Origin of the sequence: Aridibaculum aurantiacum (assembly GCF_017355875.1) — a bacterium.
Lineage (GTDB): Bacteria > Bacteroidota > Bacteroidia > Chitinophagales > Chitinophagaceae > Segetibacter > Segetibacter aurantiacus.
Genome location: NZ_JAFEWC010000001.1, coordinates 1,077,920 through 1,101,673, shown reverse-complemented (window position 1 = coordinate 1,101,673; position 23,754 = coordinate 1,077,920). Strand labels below are relative to the sequence as shown.

The following is a 23,754-nucleotide window of genomic DNA, read 5'->3' as shown; positions in this document are numbered from 1 at the left end:
GAAGAAAGAGTGGAGAAGTCAAGACTAGAAGAGCGACGAGATACAATTTCTGATTTCTGATTTTGGGATTTCGGATTTGTTGACGGGCGGTGGGTTCTTTTTTGACTTTTGATTTTTGAGTTTTTTGAACCACAACGACACGACGACACAACGATGCACAACGGTTTCGATTTTACATTTTTCATTTCCTCTCCTTTTGACTTTTGACTTTTCAGCCACTAAGGCGCAACGACACGAAGAGGCGCGAAGAAAGAGTGCTGATTTCTGATTTTGAGATGTCGGATTTGGTGACGGGCGGTGGGTTCTTTTTTACTTTTGAATTTGAATTATTTGAACCACAACGACACGACGACACAACGATGCACAACGGTTTCCATTTTGCCTTTTACATTTTTCATTACCTCCCCTTTTGACTTTTGAATTTTGACCTTTTGATTTATTAGCCACTAAGGCGCAACGGCACCAAGAGGCACGAAGGGAGATTGCTGATTTCGGATTTTGGGATGTCGGATTTGTTGACGGGCGGTGGGTTCTTTTTTGACTGTGAATTTTGAACTTTTTGAACCACAACGAAACGACGACACAACGATGCACAACGGTTTCCATTTTACATTTTCATTTCCTCCCCTTTTTGAATTGACTTATCAGCCACTGAGGCGCAACGGCACGAAGAGGCACGAAGGAAGATTGCTAATTTGGGATTTTGAGATTTCGGATTTGTTGACGGGCGGATGGTTCTTCTTTTGACTTTTGAATTTTGACTTTTGAATTATAATTTCTTAGCCACTAAGGCGCAACGACACGAAGAGGCGCGAAGAAAGAGTGCTGATTTCTGATTTTGAGATGTCGGATTTGGTGACGGGCGGTGGGTTCTTTTTTACTTTTGAATTTTGACTTTTTGAACCACAACGACACGACGACACAACGATGCACAACGGTTTTCATTTTTCATTTTACATTTTTCATTTTTCATTTTTCATTTCCTCCCCTCTACCCCCTAAGCGGTATTTAGAACAAAATGTACTTGCCGCCACCTCACATGCGTTTTTACCATCTATATTCGTAAGCTGCAACTGCACCAAAACCAGGACTAACACATGAGAAAGCCATTTACCCAATCGCTGAGGATCAACCTATGCCTTTTCCTGTTCTTTATTTCCTGCAGTTTGTCAGCCCTGGCACAACCCACCAATGATCATTGCGCTGGTGCTTCGCCACTGGTGATTGGTAATGGTGGATATAGCTTAGGTACTGTTACCAGTGCACAGACGGATCTTACTCAGGTGAGCCTGCAACCAGGTGAAACTTTCGCATCTTCTATCACTTCCGCAGGTCTTGATAAAAAAAGTGCGTGGTATAAATTCACACTACCTACTACCCGTGCTGCACGTATTAGCCTGGCGCAACCCGGTGGCGGTATACAGGCAGGCAATGTGGGTTTTGCCGTATATAAAACCAATAGCTGCCTTCCCAACCAAACACAGCTTAGCACAAAGTTTACACCCATAGAGATCTTTGGCAGTAGCTATCACCCCTGCGTAGAAGCGGGAGAATACCTGGTGCAGGTTTCTGGCAACAGCAATGCGAACGGGCCCATATTCATCACGCTCGACCTGAGCGATACAACTGGCGGAGCATACGATAAGCCTGTAGATGCTTTTCCTTTTCCCTCGTTTGCCACCAACAAGATGAATGTGCATGATTTCCTGGTGCAGTGCCAAACGATAGACAATGCAGCAGAGAACTGCCTGCCCAATGGCTCCTTCAAAGACTTTACAAAAAGTACCTGGCACACCTTCACCACACCTGCCTATTTTGATTGGTTCAGCGTTTTGCTTTCAGGTTTGGATGGACAACCCTATAGCCCTGACTACGTGATAGGCTACCGCATTTACCAGGGCGATTCACGTACTACGCCTTTATCATCATTGGTACTTATGGGCGGATGCGACAGCTTGAAAACAAATGGCTACTACCCCGACAGGAAGATCTATCGATGTGGTGAGCTGCAACCTAATACTACTTATACGGTTCAGCTGCTGTACCATACCGACTTTGTGAAGACGTTGCGATTGGCCGTAGCATGGAATGGATCAGCCGCTACAACCGGATCGAACCCTACAACCAGTTTACCCGCGCCTAACAATATCGGGATACTTCCCACCAATAGCACCCAGGGCGGCCAGCTTACGATGGTATCCGATCATGTAGGCTGCAACAGCCGGCACAGTGTGCACAATTGCCCTAAGTCGATGCCGGTTGGCGGCGTGGTGAGAAATGGATTGCGCTACACCTTGAGTACTTTCTTTTCTTTTACACTTGCCGGTACCAGTACGCTCAGGTTTACCGTAAACCCACATTGCGGGCCGGAGCCAATGGTGCGGCTATACAAACAAACGCTAACAGCCAATTGTGCCGACCTGGATACCAGTAATATCATTTCTGTTTTTGGTTACAACAGTGGGTCATTAAGCTGTTTGGAGCCCGGCAATTATGTGTTGCAGGTGATGGGGGTAGACTCTTCCATGGGTATGAATTCCCTCCACTGGAGCTCGCTTCATAACAGCACAACAACGCCTTGCCTGCAGATGAGCCTGGGTAGTAAAATGGATGTATCAATCTATTCAAAATCTGAAGTAGCTATCAACCATTTTGCACTAAATGCGCCGGGGAAATTTGAAAAGATAAATGCCAATGCCGCAGGTGTTATGCAGCCACTTGTGCCAGGTACAACCTATGTTGGGCAGCCGGATACGCTGGGTTGCGCCAATACAGTATTGCCTGATGATGAGATCTGCCAAACAGGGAGCAACGAGATCTATACCAAGGCTGTTTACAGGCAGTTCGTGGTAGTGGATAGCGTAATGCTGTACGTGCCGGATTATTTAAGTTCAGCAAAGGCCACTAAAATTTTCAAAGGAGATGCCAATGCATTGGCTACTGCACAATCAGCCTATAATCATCCACAAAAGATAACAGGGCTGCAGCCATACTCTGGTTGTTTCTCCGGCTATTCCAGTAATGCGCAAAATGCTTGCTTGACGCCCGGAACATATACCATAGCCAACTTTGACAACAGGCTGGGTTACGAGGTCACTTCTAAATTTACCATAGCCAAGCCTGTTCCTAAATTTAATGCTCCTGCCAAAGCAGAAGATATGGGCAACGTGTGGCAAAACATTGACCCGATCTATAACCTGGTTAGAAGTGCCATAGATACTTTTTCGTGTTACGACAACCCGCTGGTGATCGATGGTGTTAATCCTTGTTTGGGTCCATGGTCGGTTCCAACTACCAAACAGATCTACCGCCAGTTCTACCTCGATAAGCCTACCATTGTTTCCATTTACAGCAGTTACTCCTATACGCATTTTGCTGGTCTACATACTTTGTTCTCAGGCAAAGCAACCGACGGTGTAGCTCAATTGAGAAAGGTAGGAGCAAGATATACCTGCTTCACTAGTGTTAGCGGCAGCCAGTGTGATGCGCTGCCTGCGGGATGGTATACAGTGGTTTCATATGGTACCGGACCCAGTTATAGTAATCCCATACCTAACAACCCGTACAACATACAATCTTCAGATGTTGGACGTGCAAATGCCATCTTTATCCAGCTTACTGTTGGTTGTCCAAAGCCTAAGTTCAACCGGCCGCACAAGGCATCTGTTGATACATTGACAGGCCAGCCTTACAAGATAGAATGGGGGCCGCAACCGGGGCATACTGCAGCCTACCCGATCACTGCAAAAAAGTACACGCTAAATGCGGAGAATTTTGATTGCAGCCAGGATACCAGTTTTATCAACCATCACATGCAGGCCTGCTCTGCTGACAATGTAAAAGTTTCCTTTTATGTTTTCCAGCTTACACAAGAATCGTATGTGCAGGTAGGGCAAATGCCTTACGATTTTGTAGTGTCGATGTACAACTTTGATGTAAGAGGAAATGACAGCATACGGTTGAGAACAGATGCGCCGCTTCAATCCTGCCTTACCAACGGTAAGTACAGCGAGTTTTGTAAGCTCCAGCCAGGCATCTATACCCTTGTCATCTATGGCTCGTCTGCTTACTCCACATCCTGCATCGCGGTTACTCCTACCATCTATGTAGACCAGGTAGGAACCAGCCGTTTCGACCATGCAGCTAAAGCATACGATTTTGGCGTAGTACTTCCTGACAGCACATGGCGCAATGGTAAGCCCGGAGATGTGAACCCTTTAGAAGCGAGCCGTGCACCAAGCAATGATTTCTTTTATTGTACCACAGGTGCGCAAAACACCGATCCTGCTGAGGCAGCTTGCATGTCTCAATACAATCCTAACATCTACAATGCAGGCACCAATGTGGTTCTACACCCTGATAATACTACCGCACCACATCCATCCCTTATTGACAGGAGAAACCTTTGGTACACCTTCAATATTGAGCACCCGGGAAAAGTGCGGATACGGGTAAGCAATAAAACCACTGGCAAAATGCACCAGTATCCTTTTGCTATTTATAAAAGTGATGTAGATGGCGCACTGCCTTTTACGCAGGTAGTAAATAGCGGCCAGGTAGATTCGACATTTGCACAAGGACTTACGTTTATAGCGCGCAATCACAATGGCGGCCAACCATATGCATATTGCAGCGGACCGGATGAGATAGAGTTTCTTGTTCCGCCTTGCACTTTTAAAGCGTCACGTTTTTATATTGTTGTAGAAAACAGGAATACAACTGGCTTTGCTTCCAATGATGTAATGAACCCCAACAGCCAGGTAGAAGTATCGGTGCTGTTTGATTCGGTAGGCGCCAAGCCGGCGAAGTTTGATCATTATGCCAATGCTTACGATATGGGTACGATCAATACCGGTATCGTAAGAGGTGAAACAGATAATTTCACTTGTGCCACAAGGGCTTTATCTGACCCGATCAACTATACTTATGTTACCAATTGCAACAAGACGCTTTGGTACAAGTTTACTACCGCTACCACGGGACAAATTCGCTACGCTGCATTTTTTAAGAACAGGAATGAAAGCTACTACGATCATGTGCAACTGTTCAAGCAGGTACTGCCTGGTGATTCTACTTCAAGAGGTTTAAAACACCTGCTGTACACTTCTACGCATAGCAACAATGGCAACTGGGCGCAGCGGTGTATCGAACCCGGTACTTACTATCTTTTATTACCTGGCTGCAATGCCCTGGATGAAGATGTATACCCGCAGGTAGAGATCATACCACAAGCCGGTGATTTTTGCAGCGCACCAATGATAACAAATCTGAATGGCCCCGGCACAAGAGTAGTACCTGTACTGGTAGATTGTCATACCATTGGTACAGATTATGGAGAATTCAATCCTACACTTACTTGTCCTGCCAATGCCACCACCAGCAGTTATAAAACCAGCTGGTACCGACTGGATATTACCGGCACCGATACATTGGATGTCACTGTTTTCATCAATGAAAATACCAATGCCTCCAGCACCGATATAAAGTACAGGATGATGACGGGCAGTTGTGGTGCTATGCAGGAACAAAGCTGCGTGCAGGACGCGCTTACCCGCAATACCTACAAATGCCTTGCTCCTGGCAACAGCTATTATATACAGGTCTTCACGCCCATTATGCTTCCTAATACTGCGCAGGTCACTGGTACTATTGATCTGAATATTTCTGCAGTGATACATGCCGATAGTTGTTTGCCCGCCAACAATTGTATAGGCGTTGCCAACTTCACTCCTAAGTTTGACTGTACCAAAGACAAGAACGTCCAGTTCACCAACTTTTCTACTTATGGATCGGCCATCACTTACGAATGGAATTTTGGACACAACAACCAAACAAGCAATGCAGTTTCCCCAAGTTACTTTTATCCTGCACTTACTACCGATGCTACCTATACGGTAAAGCTGGTAATAACAAATACTACTGCGGGTTGTAACAAGAAGGATTCATCTATACAGACCATCACCATACCTGCACGGCCATCTGTCAATCTTGGCAATGACACCATCATTTGCACCAGCGGCAGTGCGGTTGCTTTAGATGCTACATCGCATCCTGGATCTACTTACTATTGGTACCATGGTAGCGTACAACCCACGGCCACATTTAATGGTACAGCCAGCCCATGGGTAGAAGTAACCTATAACGGATGTAAGGCAAGAGATACGATCAATATCTGGATCAATCCGATCAGCAAGCGGCCATTGCAAACAAGAGCTCTGTGCAATGTGACCACGGTAGCATTGGATGCTTACAGGGGACAGGGCGAACAATATGCATGGAGTACAGGTGCAAGTACCAGTAGCATTACAGTTGCACAGCCAGGCTATTACTGGGTTGACCTGTACCTGAATGGTTGTACGATACGAGATTCATTCATGGTGGTAAGTGCCAATCTTAAGCTACTGGGAAATGATACCACCATCTGCCAACGCAACATGCCTTATACAGCCAATGCTACAGTGAATGGAGCCAGTTCTTACAAGTGGCAAGACAATTCAACATCGCCTACATTCACTGTTACACAGCCGGGGCAGTACTGGGTAGAAATACTCCTGGGCGGCTGTACATTCCGCGATACAATAGAAGTGAGTGTAGATTCATTCAGAACAGTTAGCAGAACGGAAAAAATATGCGAGGGGCAAACCTATACCCTGCCTTCGGGTGTGCAGGTAAGTACAGCAGGCTTGTACAGGGACACGCTGCGCAACGGTAATGGCTGCGATACATTGATCAGCAATATCACCCTGCAGGTAGACGATGTAGTGCGCATTAATACAGGAGCAAATATTTGTGCAGGACAAACTTATACATTACCGTCGGGCGTAGTTGTGAATATGACTGGTACGTATGCAGATACCGTTCGCTATGCTTCTGGCTGCGACAGCCTTATTACTACCATTAACCTTACGGTAAAACCTTTGTTCAGACTTACTAATGCTGCCGCTATATGCGAAGGACAAACCTACACCTTACCATCAGGCGTAGTGGCAACTACAACAGGTGCATACAGTGATACGGTACGTTATATTACGGGGTGCGATAGTTTGATCTCAACAACCAATCTTACTGTTACACCAGTTATACGACGAAATACGAATGCTTCTATTTGCGAAGGACAAACGTATACACTTCCTTCAGGTATGGTAGTAACAGCAGCGGGATTTTATGCAGATACTGTAAAATATATAGCAGGTTGCGACAGCCTTATCAGCTCTGTTACACTGGCGGTAAATATGGTTACACGAACAGCAGTATCAGCCTCTGTTTGCGAAGGGCAGTCGTATACACTTCCATCTGGTTCCGTAGTAAGTACAAGCGGAACTTTTGTTGATACCTTACACTATACCTCCGGTTGTGATAGTTTGATCACTACTACTTCACTTACTGTAAAACCACTTCTGCGACAAACCAATGCTGCCGCAATATGCGAAGGACAAACGTACACCCTACCATCAGGCGTAGTGGTAACTACAACAGGTGCTTACAGCGATACGGTACGTTATATCAGCGGCTGCGACAGTTTGATCACAACAACCAATCTTACTGTTACACCGATTATACGACGAAATACGAATGCTTCTATTTGCGAAGGACAAACGTATACACTTCCATCAGGAACAGTAGTAACAGCAGCGGGATTTTATGCAGATACTGTAAAATATATAGCAGGTTGCGACAGCCTCATTAGCTCTGTTACATTGGCGGTAAATATGGTTACACGAACAACAGTAACAGCCTCTGTGTGCGAAGGGCAGTCGTATACTCTTCCATCTGGTTCCGTAGTAAGTACAAGTGGAACTTTTGTTGATACCTTACACTATACCTCCGGTTGCGATAGTGTTATCACTACAACATCACTTACAGTAAAACCATTACTACGGCAAATCAATGCTGCCGCAATATGCGAAGGACAAACCTATACCTTACCATCAGGCGTAGTGGTTAATACAACAGGTGCTTATAGTGATACAGTTCGTTATATCAGCGGCTGCGATAGTTTGATAACAACAACCAATCTTACTGTTACACCAGTTATACGACGAAATACGAATGCTTCTATTTGCGAAGGACAATCGTATACACTTCTATCAGGTATGGTAGTAACAGCAGCGGGATTTTATGCAGATACGGTAAGATATGTAACAGGCTGCGACAGCCTTATCAGCTCTGTTACACTGGCAGTAAATGCCGTTACACGAACAGCAGTAACAGCCTCTGTTTGCGAAGGGCAGGCGTATACACTTCCATCAGGTTCCGTAGTAAGTACAAGCGGAACATTTGTTGACACTTTGTACTATACCTCCGGTTGCGATAGTGTTATCACTACAACATCACTTACTGTAAAACCATTGCTACGACAAACCAATGCTGCCGCAATATGCGAAGGCCAAACCTTCACTCTACCATCAGGCGTGGTGGTAAATACAACAGGTACTTATAGTGATACCGTTCGCTATACTACCGGCTGCGATAGTTTGATAACAACCATAAACTTGCTGGTGAAGCCAGTAAGCAGGCAAAGAAGTAATGCTGTGGTGTGCGCAGGACAGGCGTATACACTACCATCAGGTGCAGTTGTGAATACAGCCGGCATCTATAACGATACGCTTCGTTATAGCACCGGCTGCGATAGCGTTATCAATACCATCCACCTTACTGTGCAGCAGGTAGTACGGCAGACGTTCAGCGTTGCCGTTTGTGCCGGGCAAGGATATACACTGCCATCTGGTACGGTTGTCAATTCTACGGGTACTTTCATCGACACAGCCGCATACAGTACAGGCTGCGATAGCCTGATCAGCACCATCACCATCACCTTGAGAACCGTAGAACGTGTATCAGCGGCTGGTACTATTTGCCAGGGACAGGTATACACTTTACCGTCTGGTAACACAGTCAATGCTACAGGTGTGTACAGCGACACTTTGCGGTATACCACAGGTTGCGATAGTATCATCACAACCTTAAACCTGGTAGTAAGAACAGTAACAAGATTGAATACAAGTGCTGCTGTTTGTTCGGGCGCTACGTATACTTTACCATCCGGTACAATGGTCAATGCTTCTGGCTTATACAGCGATACCATCCGGTACAATACAGGCTGCGATAGCTTGATCACTATACTAACCCTGCTTGTAAAACAACCTGTGACAAATATTATCACTCCAGCTATATGCACTGGTGAAACATATACCTTGCCTTCGGGTATGGTGGTGAATACTGCCGGCACCTATACTGATGTGGTGAAAGATGTTACCGGCTGTGATAGCATTGTTACCAACATCAGGCTCAGCATCAATCCAAATCCTATTATTAGCATCAGCAAGACGAACGACATCAATTGTATTGTGGGTTCAGCTACACTCACCGCATCGGGTGGAAGAACTTACCTGTGGACTCCATCAACCAGTTTATCAAATGCAGTTACAGCAAGCACAGTGGCCTCGCCTGCGGCTACCACTAACTACAAGGTTACCGTTACAACCAACAGGGGTTGTACGGCAAGTGATAGTATTACTTTAGTTGTAGACAAAGGCGATGCAGATGGAGGCTACCTGCTTCCTTCGGCCTTTACGCCTAATGGTGATGGAAAGAATGACTGCTTTGGAGTGAAATCATGGGGTTGGGTAAGTGACCTTGAGATGCAGGTGTTTGACAGGTGGGGCAGCGTACTCTTTGCCACTTCGGATCCATCCAAGTGCTGGGATGGAACCAGCAAGGGCCACCAGGTTGGTACAGGTACCTATGTCTACTACATCAAAGCCATTACCACATGCGGGCCAGTGATACGAAAAGGAACGATTGTATTGATAAGATGATGTGCAATTGATGATTTTAAATTTCAGATTGTCGCCGTGCGGTGGGTTCTTTTTTTGACATTTGAATTTTGACTTTTCCGACACTAAGGCGCAACGACACGAAGAGGCACGAAGAGAGATTGCTGATTTCTGATTTTGGGATCGGATTTGTGGGCCAACCGACGGTTCTTTTTTACTTTTGAATTTGAATTATTTGAACCATAAAGACACGACGAGACGAAGAGGCACGAAGAGAGATTGTTGATTTCTAATTTTGAGATGTCGGATTTGGTGACGGGCGGTGGGTTCTTTTTTGACTTTTGAATTTTGAACTTTTGATTTCTTTCATCCACAACAAAGCTTATCGGTTTTCATTTTACATTTTTCATTTCCTCCCTTACTTAATCCTACAGCCACATTCATAGTGTTCATTTGTATAGGCAATGGAGATCCTGGCAAGTTTCTCTAAGATGTCAATATTGATGTCGGATAATTTCTTAACATATATGCAGGCCTTACCCATTTTGAACTTGCCGAAGTCTTTTACTAATTCCTGGCTTTCTTCTGTAGGTGAATATACATACAGGGAGAACTCGGGCTTGCGCGGTGAAAAACCTAGTATAGGTGCATCTCCTTCGTGCCCGCTTGCATACTTATAATGATAGCTGCCAAACCCAATGATCGTAGGCCCCCACATCCTTGGCTCAAAGCCTGACCATTCTTGCATTAACTCCACCAGCCGGTAAGTATCCGCTTTCTTTTGCTCATTTTCAACGTAGGATTCTATAAAATCAGTTACACTTACTTCAGTTTCGTTTGTTTTGTTTTTAGTAGCCATATTAGAAAAGGTTGATTTTGATAAAGACGCATAGCACTGCAAGTTGTGCTTGCAGGTGGAAAATTATCCATTCTCCTACAAACTTTCAATTTCTTCTATAGGTACCATCAAGTAATGGATATGTAGCCTTTATCCTTTTGCTACACCACATACACTGTTCCTGCCGGTTGGCAGGTTAAGAGCTGGTTCTTCTACATACATAACACCTGCTTTGTATGTGCATGTAAGTAACAAACAGCACAAAGCTTGTTCATAGAGAACATTCGCTTGTAGATAATAAAATAAACATGGTACCTGGTAATTAAAAGACGATATTCACCAAACACCTTCATGTGAGGTTGATACAACTAAGTTCTTTTCCAACAATTAATGAATTTGCATATTAAAAACATGGTTTGCCTGCGCTGTAAACTACTGGTTGAGGAAGAGCTTTTAAGAATAGGCATTTCATTTACCTCGGTTGAAATGGGTAACGTAGCATTACTTCATGTGCCATCGCACGATCAAAGAGAAACACTCAAAGCAAACCTTATCAAGTCAGGTCTTGAATTGCTCGATGATAAAAAACAGATCCTGGTTGAAAAGATCAAAAACCTAATAACAGAATTAATAAATAATCCTGAAGCATTACCTGTTTTGAATTATTCTGAATTTATTAGCCATAAACTTAGTTATGATTATACTTACCTGGCAAATACATTCTCAAAAGTGGAAGGTGTAAATATCCAGCAATTTATTATTCAACAGAAAATACAGAAGGTGAAACAACTGCTGATAGCAGATGAATATAATCTTACACAAATAGCTTATAAATTGCACTACAGCAGTGTTGCACACCTCTCCAACCAGTTTAAAAAGACCACAGGACTTACTCCTTCCGCATTCAAGAAGAGCGGGATAAAGCATGAGATCATGTTGCAAAATGTGTGATTTCCGTAACAAATAGATGTAAGTATGTAACAATGGACAAGGTTAACTACTTGATATTTGCCTGGAGCGAAAATTAATTCGCATCATCCAATATTTACATGAAAAACAAATTTCTACTCCCCGTAGTGGCTGTTATTACGCTACTATCTATTTCCTCTAAAACTTTTGCACAGGTAATCAATTTAGGCACATCAGCAAACTTTGTCATCTTCACTACAATAGGCGCTATAGGCAATACCAACAAATCTCAATTAACAGGCAATGTAGGTACCAATAATGGTGGTACTACCGGCTTTGGCAATGTGAATGGTGTAATGCATAGCGGCGATGGTGCAACTGCAAGCGCAACCAATAATCTGAACAGCGCTTACAACCAACTTAACAGTGCTGTACCTACAGCAACGCATGCTCCGTTGCTAGGCAATGGCACTACCCTTACAGCAGGTGTATACGACATTTCGGGGGTAACCACACTTAGTGGTATACTTCAACTGGATGCGCAGGGAAATCAAAATGCAGTATTCATCTTTAAGATATCTGCTGCGTTCAGTTCTACTACTGGTTCCGAAGTAAAATTGATCAACGGCGCTTTGGCTTGTAATATCTTCTGGAAGATAGAAGGTGCGGCATCACTTGGTTCCTTGTCAGTGATGAAAGGAAATGTGATTGCACATAACGATTTTATTAGTGTAGGATCGGGTGCAAACATTGAAGGCAGGTTGCTATCTATCAACGGAGCAGTTACCATTAATAATACAACAGCAAAAATCCCATCAGGTTGTGGAAGCGTTGTACTGAACGGACCTACAGCACCTGATCTTGGTTCTGCAATCTGTTATGCGCTGCTTTCAGGAAACGAAGATGTTCATAACACGGGTACTACAACAGTAAAAGGCGATATAGGAACTAATGTAGGCTTGACCACAGGCTACGATGCATTGAGGGTAGAGGGGACGATACATCCGATACCTGATAATTCAACCAATGCAGCTGCTGCCGCCCTGATAAATGCTCGAACTTACCTCAATGCTTTAACTGCTGATATTGAATTATTATTTCCTGCACAATTTGGGCAGGGACTTGTTCTTACGCCACATACGTATGTTTTGAATGGTGCCACTTCGTTTGTAGATACCTTGTTCCTGGATGCTGAAGGAAACGCTAATGCGGTATTTGTAATTAAGATCTATGGTGCACTTTCTTCGGGTTCTTTTGCTGCAGTAAGTTTAATTAATGGAACCCAGGCAAGGAATGTGTACTGGATCGTTAATGGCGCAATCACTATTGGAACCAATGCAGATCTGAAAGGAACATTTATCAGCAACAACGGTGCAGTTAATCTTCCTACAGGTGTAAGGCTGGAAGGCAGGGCAATGACTACAAATGGTGCATTGACCACAACATCTGTTACAGTAAATATGACGGAAGGCTGTACATCCCTCCCATTATCGCTGGTTTCTTTTAGTGGCAAATTGCAAAACAGCTTTGCACTGCTTGATTGGAAAACAGAAAATGAACAGAACACACTGCAATTCGATGTAGAAGCAAGCACTGACGGAAGAAACTTCATTAAGACCGGCACTGTAGATGCCGCTGGTAATTCAACGGGTAGCAGGAGTTATTCTTTTGTAGCTAACACAAAATCTATTGCAGCACCTGTGGCTTTTTATAGGCTTAAGATGATGGATATAGATGGCCGCTTCAGTTATTCTGCTATTGTAGCCATACAGCTTAAAGCAAAAGCAACAGTTGCATCACTTTATCCAAACCCGGTTAAATCAACTACCACACTCGTGCTGGTACTTGAAAAGAATGAATGTATCACTTACACCATATCTGATCAATCGGGAAGAATAGTAACAACCAGGCAGGTAGCGTTACAGGCAGGCCATAACAGTGTACAGATAGATGCTAATGCACTTGCTGTGGGTATGTATACCCTTAGCATATCAGGAACATCGATCAAGAACTACATACAGTTTATAAAGCAGTAAATACTGCACGTGAAAAAAGCTCCTGGAATGATCTCATTGCAGGAGCTTTTTTATTATAAAGTTCTCTTTACACCAAAACGTCACAACTACCTCTTCGTTCTCACCTGAAGCTTCGCTGCCTGCAGTCCTTTTCCTGTAACAGTTAACGTCATTTCCCCGGGCTCTTTGGTTGATTGCAACAGGACTACCAACTTGCCGCTAAAGGTTTTCATGGTCGGCAAATGAAACAGCTCCAATGAAGCGGCATCACCATTACATGCTGCACGATAGGTGCCTTTGCCTGTTACAGAGAATTGCAATTGCTCGGCAGCCGTTGGACATAAATTACCTTTCTTATCCACCACAGAAACTGTAACGAACGATATGTCATTTCCATCCGCATCAATGGTGGTTCGGTCCGCCTCCACCACCAGCTTGTGAGGTTTATCGGCAGTCGTTATGCTCTTTTCAGCAGCAGGCTTACCATCTTTACCAAAGGCTACTACCTTCACTGTTCCCGGCTCGTATTTTACATCCATCCACATCAGGCGGTACCTTGTTTGCGGCGTCGCATTATGCTTTTTCTGCACACCCATGCTCCGTCCATTGATGAACAATTCGGCACTGTCGTAATTAGTATAAACAAATACCGGCGTGATTTCTCCTTCCCTTCCCTGCCAGTTCCAATGCGGCAAAATGTGCAAGGTTTCATCTTTGGTATTCCAGCGGCTCCTATACAGGTAGTAACGGTCTTTAGGCAAACCTGCCAGGTCGTTGATACCAAAGTAAGAACTGCGGGAAGGCCATTTATTATCGTACGGTGTTGGCTCGCCCAGGTAATCAAAACCTGTCCATACAAACTCTCCTATCACCCATGGTTTATCATCCTGCAGAATGAAATCATCTTCGGGTAGATTACTCCAGCTACAGTACTCCAGGTCGTACGATGAGCACTGGTGATCATCGTATTGCTTTTCCCTTGCCTTTACTACAGGAAACTTATAAACGCCGCGGGAACTAACTGTTGATGCAGTTTCGGAACCCAGCAACAAACCCTGCGGGAATGCCTTGTAGGCTTCTTCATATAGATGTGTTCTATAGTTCAATCCCGGAATGTCAAGCACGGCACCAAAGCCTGAGGCCATGGTTGCCTTTACCTGGTCCATACCTACCGTAACAGGGCGTGTAGGATCTTCCCGGTGAAAGATATCCTGCAACCATTTTGCGCGTTTAACACCTTCTGCACCATATTGATCCGGCACTTCATTGCCTGAGCTCCACATTACAATAGAAGGATGATTGCGCGTAGCATGTACCAGGTTCACAACATCCTTTTCTGCATCAGTGGCAAAGAAACGAGCGTAACCATTTTTCACTTTAGGCTTTGCCCATTCATCAAAGCTCTCTGCTAAAAACATAAAGCCCATCTCGTCGCATAGATCCAATTGCTCCTGCGATGGCATGTTGTGCGAACTGCGGATAGCATCGCAGCCCATGTCTTTCAGGATGCGTAGTTGCCTGCGTAAAGCAGCAATATTAATAGCCGCACCAAGCGGTCCAAGATCGTGGTGAAGGCATACGCCTTTGAACTTACGTACCTGCCCATTTAAACTGAAGCCGGTACCCGGCAAGTAGCTTATGTGGCGAATACCAAAGCGGGTAGTAACTTCATCCTGCAATGCATTGCCTGAATATAGCTTGGTAACAGCCTTGTACAGGTAGGGTGTTTCAGGGCTCCATAAATGCGGCGTAGCTACAGCAATATTCTGCTCAAATTCATTAGCGAATAGAGTGCGTGCTGTATCGGAGGCAACCTTCTTTCCATCAGCATCCAGTATATCTGTTACAAGTCTTACATCTTTACCTGTTACTTTAGTTTTGATGTTCACCTTTGCAACATCTTTGGTGATGAGCGGTGTAGTAACAAATGTTCCCCACTGGTTGATGTGTGTTGCATTTTTTACTATCAAACTCACCTTCCGGTAAAGACCTGCACCAGGATACCACCGCGATGATTGACCTACATTTTGCAGGTGAACAGCCAGTAGATTTTTACCACTAGCAAAAAGTTGGTCTGTTATGTCGAAATAGAAATAGTTGTATCCATAGTTCCACTCTCCTACTTTATGACCGTTCAGGTATACTTTCGGTTCACTCATGGCTCCTTCAAATAAGATGATGGCACGTTGCCCTGGTTTTACATGCGACAGGTCTAATTCCTTCCTGTACCAGCCTTCACCTATGTAAGGCAGGGCACCGGTACGGCCTGTCTTCTCAGAAGCTACCTTCTCGTTGTTTTGCGTAATGGCAACTACCTGCTTATCTATCTCCTTATCAAAAGGGCCATAGATAGCCCAGTCGTGCGGCACGCTTACTGTCTGCCAGTTCTTGTCGTCAAAAGCCACCTGGAAAGCTGCGTCCTGCTTCCCCTTGCTGAACTTCCAGCCGTCAGTCAGTTCTGTTACAACCCGCCCCTGGGCAGATGCTATTTGAAAAGAAAATACCAGGAAAAGAAAAATGAACAGATGCCTCATATGCAAACCCTTATTGTGTTGAGGCTTGAAAGATATCACAATTAGCTATTGCAAAAGGAGGACAGGCAGCATGAAATGCTGAACTGAAGGTGGCGGTAATACCCAGCTATTGGTGATAGCTTTGAGGAAGAGCTGATGTATGCCAGGAGAAGTTTAAGCACGTAAAGAAGCAGGTGCTGGCTGTGTTTCCTTCTCTTCTTTTTTACGAGCAAAACGCTGCGCCTGTACACGGTCGTATTCTTTTACATAATCAGGATGCTCGGTGCCGCGGAGCCTGTCCCAATGCCTAAAGTAAAGCCCATAGTTTCCTTTGAATTTGCTATGGTGCAGGTTGTGATGTACAGAAGTATTGATGACCTGGAACAGGAAGCTATGCCTTACCCAACGCGGCATGATCTCGTAGCCAAGGTGGCCATAAACATTGATGATAAACCCGATAACAATGAACAGCATAATTGCTAAGGGGTGCATTGGCAGGACCATCGGTAGCAACACTAATATGCCTCCTTCAGCAATAGATTCGATGAAATGAAAAGAGTAAGATGCAAACGGCGACGGATTGGTAGACTTATGATGCACCAGGTGCGCCAGCCTGAAGATCTTTCGGTGGTGTAGCAGGCGATGCATCCAGTAGAAATAAGTATCGTGAATGACGAGGCTTAACACAACGCTCACCGGCAGGTACCACCAAGGAAAAGCATCCAGCTGGTCGTACACCAGTGTATACTGTTTAAATGGCGTATAAAGAACAAGAAAACCAATGACAGCAAAGATTAAGGAAGTAGTGACCGAATAACCGACTTCGCGTATGAAATCAGCTTTACCTGCAGACCTGCCCTGGATCTTATTTTTCTTCATCCTGCGTGGAAACAGTTTGTAAAAAATAAGGAAGGCAACACCTGCAATAAAGAGGTATCGAAATAACGTGATGCTGAATAAGAGGGCTAGCTGTTCTACAATTACTTCCATTGAACCTGCGTATAAAGGTGTTTAACATCCGCCTGCTACCATAGTAGTAACTACCGCAGTGACACGCGAATAATTTGCAAATATCATTTTGCTATACAAACAGAACGATTATCGTTTTGCAAAATTATAAAGCCGCGGCCAAGCATAGATTCTTTAGTTCTTGCTGCCTTACTTCTTACATAACCTGCTAAAAAAACCCTGAGTATACTGATCATTTCGCCTCTGTACATATATAATTATTTTACAAATAAACATCGGCGAAAGTTTGCAGAATTTATTTAACTACATCAGCAGCAGCTACTTGTATTTTTTCGTCTAGAAAGTAAATACCTGCACGCGCTGCAGGACAAAAAAACCTAATATAAGAAGTAGTTATTATCCTTAATTTACCGCTCCTTTATAATCAAACACCCTAACACAACATGAAGAAACAGACCTTTGCATGTGCAATTCTGGCCTTGTCGATGATGACAGGTTGCGTAAAGCAAATAGAGCAGCAAGCTGAGATTGAACAGAGTGCACTGATGGCAAGAGAACAAGCTCCTCCTTTTGGTGCTACTGATGAATTTGTTGCAGACGAGATCCTGGTTAAGTTTATTCCAAATGCTACAGCTACCGGCAGAGCCAATGCGCTGAATAGAATTGGCGGCAAGATCAAGAAACACCTTGTGACAGAGGCTATGATCAACGCTGGTGACACTGAAGGTATTTATGTTCTTACTGTGCCGCATGGAGTAATGGTAGCGCTGGAAAGACTGCAAAACCTGGCTGAGATAGAATTTGCAGAACCAAATTACATTTTACGTCATATACCGCTTGCTACTGGTGAGCCTGATGCAAGTGATCCAATTTATACCAACACGAGTGAGAATACCTGGGGTTTGATGGGTGAATACACTACCCCTAACAAGAACAAATATGGTTCACGTGCCGGAGAAGCATGGACTGGTGCCAAAGGGGTGAATGCTGATGGTACAATCAATTATTCTTTGACTCCTCAAAAAGGATCTGCAACTGTATATGTAGCCGTTATTGATGAAGGTGTTCAATTTGACCACGAAGACCTTGCAGGCCAGGTAAAACTTGAATTAGAAATTCCTGGCAATGGAATTGATGATGATGGCAATGGAAAAATAGATGATGCCTATGGCTGGAACTTCGTCAACAATACTAAGAATGTGTACGAAGGTGCTGCTGATGATCATGGTACGCATGTAGCCGGGACAATAGGTGCTAAAGGCGGAAACAATATTGGAGTGGTTGGTGTCAACTGGAATATCAGGATGCTGTCTGCAAAATTCCTTGGCGACAATGGAGGCACCACAGATGCAGCCATAGCTGCCATAGATTATGTTACTAATCTAAAATATTATGCAAACGGCCAGTTGCGTTACAACATAGTTGCTACAAATAATTCATGGGGTGGAGGATCAAAGTCGACAGCGTTGCAAAGCGCCATCATCCGCTCTGAAGCAAAGGGAATTTTATTTGTTGCTGCAGCTGGAAACAATAACAGGAATATTGATAAGCAACTTAGCTATCCGGCCTGTTACCCGGTTGATAATATTATTTCTGTAGGCTCTATTTGGCTTGATGGAAAGAAATCAAGCTTCTCTAATTATGGTGCAAAAAATGTTGACCTGTTTGCACCAGGAAGTAATGTTTGGTCTACTACACCAGGTAGTACCTATAGCAAATATAGCGGCACCTCTATGGCCACTCCACACGTTACAGGTGCTGTTGCACTATATGCCGCAGCTAAGGGATTAACTCCAGGTAATAAAACTGATGCTATTGCAATTAAGAATGCTATTCTAAGAAGTGCAAGGCCTACTACCGGAGTGCGTAATTTATGTGTTACTAATGGTCGATTGGATGTTCATGCAGCCTGGCAGGATATAACCAACTCTGGCTTGGCGGCTGATTAATTTCAAGATTAGAAAAAGAAAAAGGAGGCTTCGTGAGCCTCCTTTTTTTATGCTGAAATATGTAAAGCAGATGCTATACCTGTTGCCAACGAACCATCTTGCTCATGCTTACTTGTTTTTCCTGGCGCTCGTTACTGTGTTGCAACTTTTCTCTTTTTAGGCCAGCTCGCTACAGCTTTCCTGATCACGCTTACTACTTCTTTGTCCTGGTCAAAGCTCCAGTCAAGAGCTTTATATGTGGTGGTAAGATCGTTTGCTGCATGAAAGAATACAACAGATTTCACTGCCGGGTATTTAGCAGGTAGCGATCGCAGTGCATCGTCAAACCATTTGGCCCTGTCGCCACCAACAGCCAAAGAACCAAATTCAGTTAGCATGATGGGTTTGGCATACAGCGACAAGCTATCATATGCCTTGCCTACAATATCATCAAAAGACCACCACTGGCTCCAGGTAGCTACAGTGCCATAATTGAGTGCTGTAATACCTATCCAATCAACATATGCATGACCTGGATAAAATGGTGCAGCATCATAAGCCGGATGCGGCGACCAGATCCAGATTGCATTGGTAGCACCTAATGCATTGAAACGCTTTACCACGTGCTGCCATGCGGCTATATAATCTTCCGGTTGGTTGTTCTGCTGTCCCCAAGGATAACGGTAAGGATCATTCATTTCGTGACCCCAACGCAGGTAAAATGGCAAACCATATTTTTTTGCATCCTGTGCCCAGCGGTCAATATACTGATCATATTTTCCATCTGCTACGGCTCTCATTCCACCTTTGTTTTTATTAGCAGCTGCAGCATTGAAAGGATATACCGCCGGATCAAAATCATTGAGCCACGGCTCCCAGGTGATCATGGGTATAGAGCCAAGATCGTAAATAGCTTGTGCCCGCAGCAAAGGAAACACCTGGTCTTTTTTACTACCCCATGCCGTGTAGATCGAAATAATAGGCAAACGATTATGTAACGAATCTTCAAGCCTGATTATCTTTTCGTACGACTCGTGGGTAGCATCATCATAGGCTCCAACCAATATGGTATTAACACTATTCAACGCCCTCTTGTTGTTTCGTATACCATTGAACCATTGCATATGCTGTGCACGGCGCTCCCTCTTTTCCATTAACTTACTTTCTACATCGGCAACTTTTACCTGCACTATGTTTAACAGGTCTTGCAGGGGCCCTTTACTATTGCTGCCTGCCATCAGTAGCAAAGCAAACAGCGAGATACTAATAAGCAGCACCAAAATTATTGATGCAAATCGTTTGGCAACTATCATACAGTTTCCTCCTTCTTTATAGTTTGTTGTTGATGATGTTTAGCAGGCAAGGCTTTTATTTGATCAAGGTCTATATGTCCCCATGGCTCATCTGCTTTGATGGTTCTTGATTTAATGGCCGCATAAGTGCCCCCTAGTGTCATGAAGAATGCTATGGAAGCAAAGGCTACCATTCCCCATAATTCACCACTGGTCAATGCACGTCGTGCTTCAGGTGTAAAATAAATTCGTTGCACTACTACCAGCAGTATAGTTGCAATGAAGATGAATTGGTGTAAAAACAAAGGCCGGGCAAAACGACTTAATTTTTTTACTGCTTTTTTTGCTGTAGGAATGTAAGGAATGTCGTGATTGATGAGTGACAACAGGAATCCCCGGAGAAATACATACCAGCAGGCAAATTTCATAAACATGCCCCGCCAGTGTAGCCCCTTTTCTGCTGCAGGATGACAAAGCCATTGCTGCACGTATAGATAAATGCCTACTCCTACCACGGCTATAGGAAACCAGTGCACAGCAAAGTCAATGAAATCCATATTGGCAGGCAAAAGGCCAAACCACAAAAACAGGTATGGAAAGCACAGGAACAGGAAGGTTATCAAACCAGACATGTAATAGGTTCCTATTGTAAAATAGCTAAGCCGCTGCCAGTACGACAAGTATTTCCACAACCGCGGAAGTTCGGCAAACAACACTTCGTGTACACCCCTCGACCATTTCAACTGTTGCTTGCAGAAGGAACCAAGATCTTCGGGCACCAGTCCACGACTTACTATTACAGGTGCATAAACCGACTTCCAGCCTTTTGCATGAATGCGGATAGATGTTACCAGGTCTTCGGCTAGTCCTATGCCGTGGCCACCTATGCTTTCCAAAGCTGTGCGCCTGAAGGTACAGTTGGCACCTATAGCTACCGAACAGTTGCTTCCGTTCATACCAATCTGCGTAGGGCCATAAAACCCATAGGTTTGTTCAGCAGCAGCCCTGGCAGTAAAAGATCTGTACTGGTTGTAGTAAGCTTGGGCTACCTGTACAAAACCCACCTTTTCATCTTCAAAATAACCAAGCACTTCGTCAAAGAAATTTGGGAATGGTATATGATCAGGATCAAGCACCAGTATAAAATCTTCCGTCGTCAGCTTGAGGGCTTCATTTATCTTACCTGCTTTTGCACCAGGATAGCCTACCAGTTCAAGCCACACCGCACCATGCTTTTCTGCAAGCGCTCTAAAGGCCGGATCTTGTGTATCATCAAGCAGGTAAGTAGTATGAGGATAGGTGATGCGGGCACATGCCTCCAATGTTTTATCGAACATACTTGCTGGTTCACCCGGCGAGCTGGTAGTAAAGATGGCAACCCGCATATCATGCCGGTGAAGTGGCTTCTTTGCCGGCACTTTCATCTTTAGGTATGCTACCCACAGAACCATCATTCTAATTATACCCCACCAGAAAATGAGTGTGAGCAGGAGAAACAATGGAAGGATTGCTACGTGCTCATGCCTGAACCACCAATCAAAAAAATGGACGATGGTAAAGAAGCCGGTAAGTATAAGCACTGCAAGAAAAGCTTTATGAACAGGTTGTACCGGCGCCGCTTTTCTAAATACCAAATGGGCGGGATCAATTCTTTCTTGCATGTATAAATCGATAGTTTAATTGGAGGTTCATGCTGTTGCGTGTATAGAAGAATAAACTACTGTACTGGTAGTTGGCTTGTAGGGAAAGTGCAGGCGCAACTTGCGCTTGCAGCGATGCTGAAACTTCTACAGGCGTATATGGCTGGCGGTAGAAATATTTATTGATCACGAATGCGTTGCTGTTATTCTTCTCCAGTATCAATACCGGGTTATCTGCTGATGCTTTTGCAGCTACGCTTCCGTTCACCAACAAGTGCCACCCTTTGGCAAGGGCTACATTTGAATTAAGAAGCACTGCATGCACCTGCTGGTTCTTTGGCGTAAACACCGGCTGGTATCTACCTGCTATGGTAGTATAAAGAGCCTGTGTAGCTATTACCTGGTCGTGCGAAGCAGCAGGACGGTAAGTGTTTGCTGTTGCATTGGCATAGCTAAAACTATAGCCTGTTTTCAGCGAGAAGTTCTCTTTATGCACAACAGGTAGTAGCAACCAACCATACCCGGTAAAAACCTGGCTTCCGTCATCAAATCCTTGAACCTCCACAGCTGCTTTTCCTAACCATTTCTCCTTCTTATTGTACTGGATAGCACCTGAGAATTGACTATAGGTGAAAGGCTGCAACAAACTGGCTACTGTAAACTGGTAAGGCAACAGCGCACCCTCTACCTGTACACTTACTGATGAACTGATTTTTTGTGTGAGCCCGGCACTGCCAATGAAGAATATTTTGCCGTGAGGCATATAAATGCCTGCATCCGTTCGGAATAGCGTTTTGTAACCAAACCGGAAAGTGTTGCCAGCTTTTACAATGCCACCCTTCAATACACTGCTGCTTGTATTGTAGTTGAAAAACGTAGCAGCAATATGCGGATGAAGACTAGCCGACCGTGGCATAGCTGCTTCTATATTATAAAGAGTTGCTGTAACAGGCTGATCATCGGATAGGTATTGATATCCTCCTTTTACAAAGGACGAATATTGAAGATCAAGGTATGACTGCAGAGCAAGTATATCATTATTGTTTGGGTATGACTGAAGCAATCGATGACAGATCTTTTTTGATTTGTTCACGTTACCCTTCCAAACCAGCAAGTAAGCGAGCATGATATTACCTTCTACACTGGTTGTATCTATTGCCAGGTATTGCTGCAGCTGTTGTTCGGCTGCATGCAGGTTACCTGTTTGAAACAACATCCTGCCATAGTGCAAGTGCAGGTAATATGCACCAGGAAATAGCTCAATGCCTTCTGCATATTTGCTTGCTGCCTCCGCTGTACGTTTTTGGGTATAAAGAACCTGTGCATGAAGCTGTGTGATGTGCGGGTGCGGATGGCGCTGACCGTACGTTGCCAGCAGTATATCTGCTTTTGCAAATTGTTCCGCATCAATAAATGATTTTGCTTTCTGTAATATTTCGTCAAGTGGCTGAGCGTAGGAGCTAACATAGGTAGCCAGGCAAAGCAGGAGCATTAATTTTCTCAAGGCAATAAGGGTTGTAAGGGTTCAGATGTTAAAAGAACCTAAACGTTTAAAAGAACCTAGACATATTCAGATTAAAAAATCTTAAGCAGAGGCGCAGCGTAGAATCGAAAAAGCTTCGACCCCCATCGAAGCTTTTTCACCTTAAACCCTTAGTTGTGTGAGATATATTAGAAGAGCTTTATCTAGTACAACTACTGTTCCAATTCGTATTTATACTGAAACTGTCTGACCTGGTTGTAACGAACATCACCGACTGTACCATCCATTACACAACATCATGAAAAAGCATTATATCTCTGTCTAAAAACTTCTACAATTTTTTACCGGCTGGCAGGCCTGTAATACGATTGCTTCCAGCGTTACCTTCGCC

At 44.2% G+C, this 23,754-nt stretch carries 10 protein-coding genes; 4 read left to right on the top strand and 6 right to left on the bottom strand.

Features of this window, described 5'->3' with window-relative positions:
- Positions 1 to 1,097 precede the first annotated feature (1,097 nt).
- Positions 1,098 to 9,818 (top strand): T9SS type B sorting domain-containing protein, encoded by an 8,721-nt coding sequence (locus tag J4N22_RS04485; protein ID WP_207492500.1) that lies wholly within the window; start codon positions 1,098 to 1,100, stop codon positions 9,816 to 9,818.
- 376 nt (positions 9,819 to 10,194) lie between these two features.
- On the opposite strand, the gene J4N22_RS04480 is transcribed toward J4N22_RS04485, so the two are convergent.
- Positions 10,195 to 10,635 carry a DUF1801 domain-containing protein gene (locus tag J4N22_RS04480; RefSeq protein ID WP_207492499.1) on the bottom strand — a complete coding sequence of 147 codons (441 nt, stop codon included), beginning with the start codon at positions 10,633 to 10,635 and terminating at the stop codon, positions 10,195 to 10,197.
- Positions 10,636 to 11,004: 369 nt separating this feature from the next.
- Between J4N22_RS04480 and J4N22_RS04475 the strand changes: the two genes are divergently transcribed.
- Positions 11,005 to 11,565, top strand: coding sequence for a helix-turn-helix domain-containing protein (locus J4N22_RS04475; protein WP_242692058.1), 561 nt, complete (start codon positions 11,005 to 11,007; stop codon positions 11,563 to 11,565).
- A gap of 98 nt (positions 11,566 to 11,663) precedes the next feature.
- Complete coding sequence (locus tag J4N22_RS04470) at positions 11,664 to 13,559, top strand: ice-binding family protein (RefSeq protein WP_207492498.1); 1,896 nt, start codon at positions 11,664 to 11,666, stop codon at positions 13,557 to 13,559.
- A gap of 86 nt (positions 13,560 to 13,645) precedes the next feature.
- Here J4N22_RS04470 and J4N22_RS04465 read toward each other — a convergent pair whose 3' ends face one another.
- Both J4N22_RS04465 and J4N22_RS04460 read right to left on the bottom strand, forming a co-directional pair.
- Positions 13,646 to 16,072 (bottom strand): DUF4982 domain-containing protein, encoded by a 2,427-nt coding sequence (locus tag J4N22_RS04465; protein ID WP_207492497.1) that lies wholly within the window; start codon positions 16,070 to 16,072, stop codon positions 13,646 to 13,648.
- Positions 16,073 to 16,225: 153 nt separating this feature from the next.
- Complete coding sequence (locus J4N22_RS04460) at positions 16,226 to 17,041, bottom strand: sterol desaturase family protein (protein ID WP_207492496.1); 816 nt, start codon at positions 17,039 to 17,041, stop codon at positions 16,226 to 16,228.
- Positions 17,042 to 17,463: 422 nt separating this feature from the next.
- Between J4N22_RS04460 and J4N22_RS04455 the strand changes: the two genes are divergently transcribed.
- A complete protein-coding gene (locus tag J4N22_RS04455) occupies positions 17,464 to 18,969 on the top strand; it encodes a S8 family peptidase (RefSeq protein ID WP_207492495.1) in 1,506 nt (501 codons plus the stop codon).
- Between the two features lie 131 nt (positions 18,970 to 19,100).
- On the opposite strand, the gene J4N22_RS04450 is transcribed toward J4N22_RS04455, so the two are convergent.
- Genes J4N22_RS04450 through J4N22_RS04440 form a run of 3 tightly spaced genes read right to left on the bottom strand, consistent with a single transcriptional unit; the run spans position 19,101 to position 23,384 of the window.
- Entirely contained in the window at positions 19,101 to 20,261 is a 1,161-nt protein-coding gene (locus J4N22_RS04450; RefSeq protein WP_207492494.1) for a glycoside hydrolase family 26 protein, read from the bottom strand.
- Complete coding sequence (locus J4N22_RS04445) at positions 20,258 to 21,901, bottom strand: glycosyltransferase family 2 protein (RefSeq protein WP_207492493.1); 1,644 nt, start codon at positions 21,899 to 21,901, stop codon at positions 20,258 to 20,260. Before J4N22_RS04445 ends, J4N22_RS04450 begins: the two co-directional genes overlap by 4 nt.
- Positions 21,885 to 23,384: a tetratricopeptide repeat protein gene (locus J4N22_RS04440; RefSeq protein WP_207492492.1), complete on the bottom strand. Its 1,500-nt coding sequence runs from the start codon at positions 23,382 to 23,384 to the stop codon at positions 21,885 to 21,887. Before J4N22_RS04440 ends, J4N22_RS04445 begins: the two co-directional genes overlap by 17 nt.
- Positions 23,385 to 23,754 lie beyond the last annotated feature (370 nt).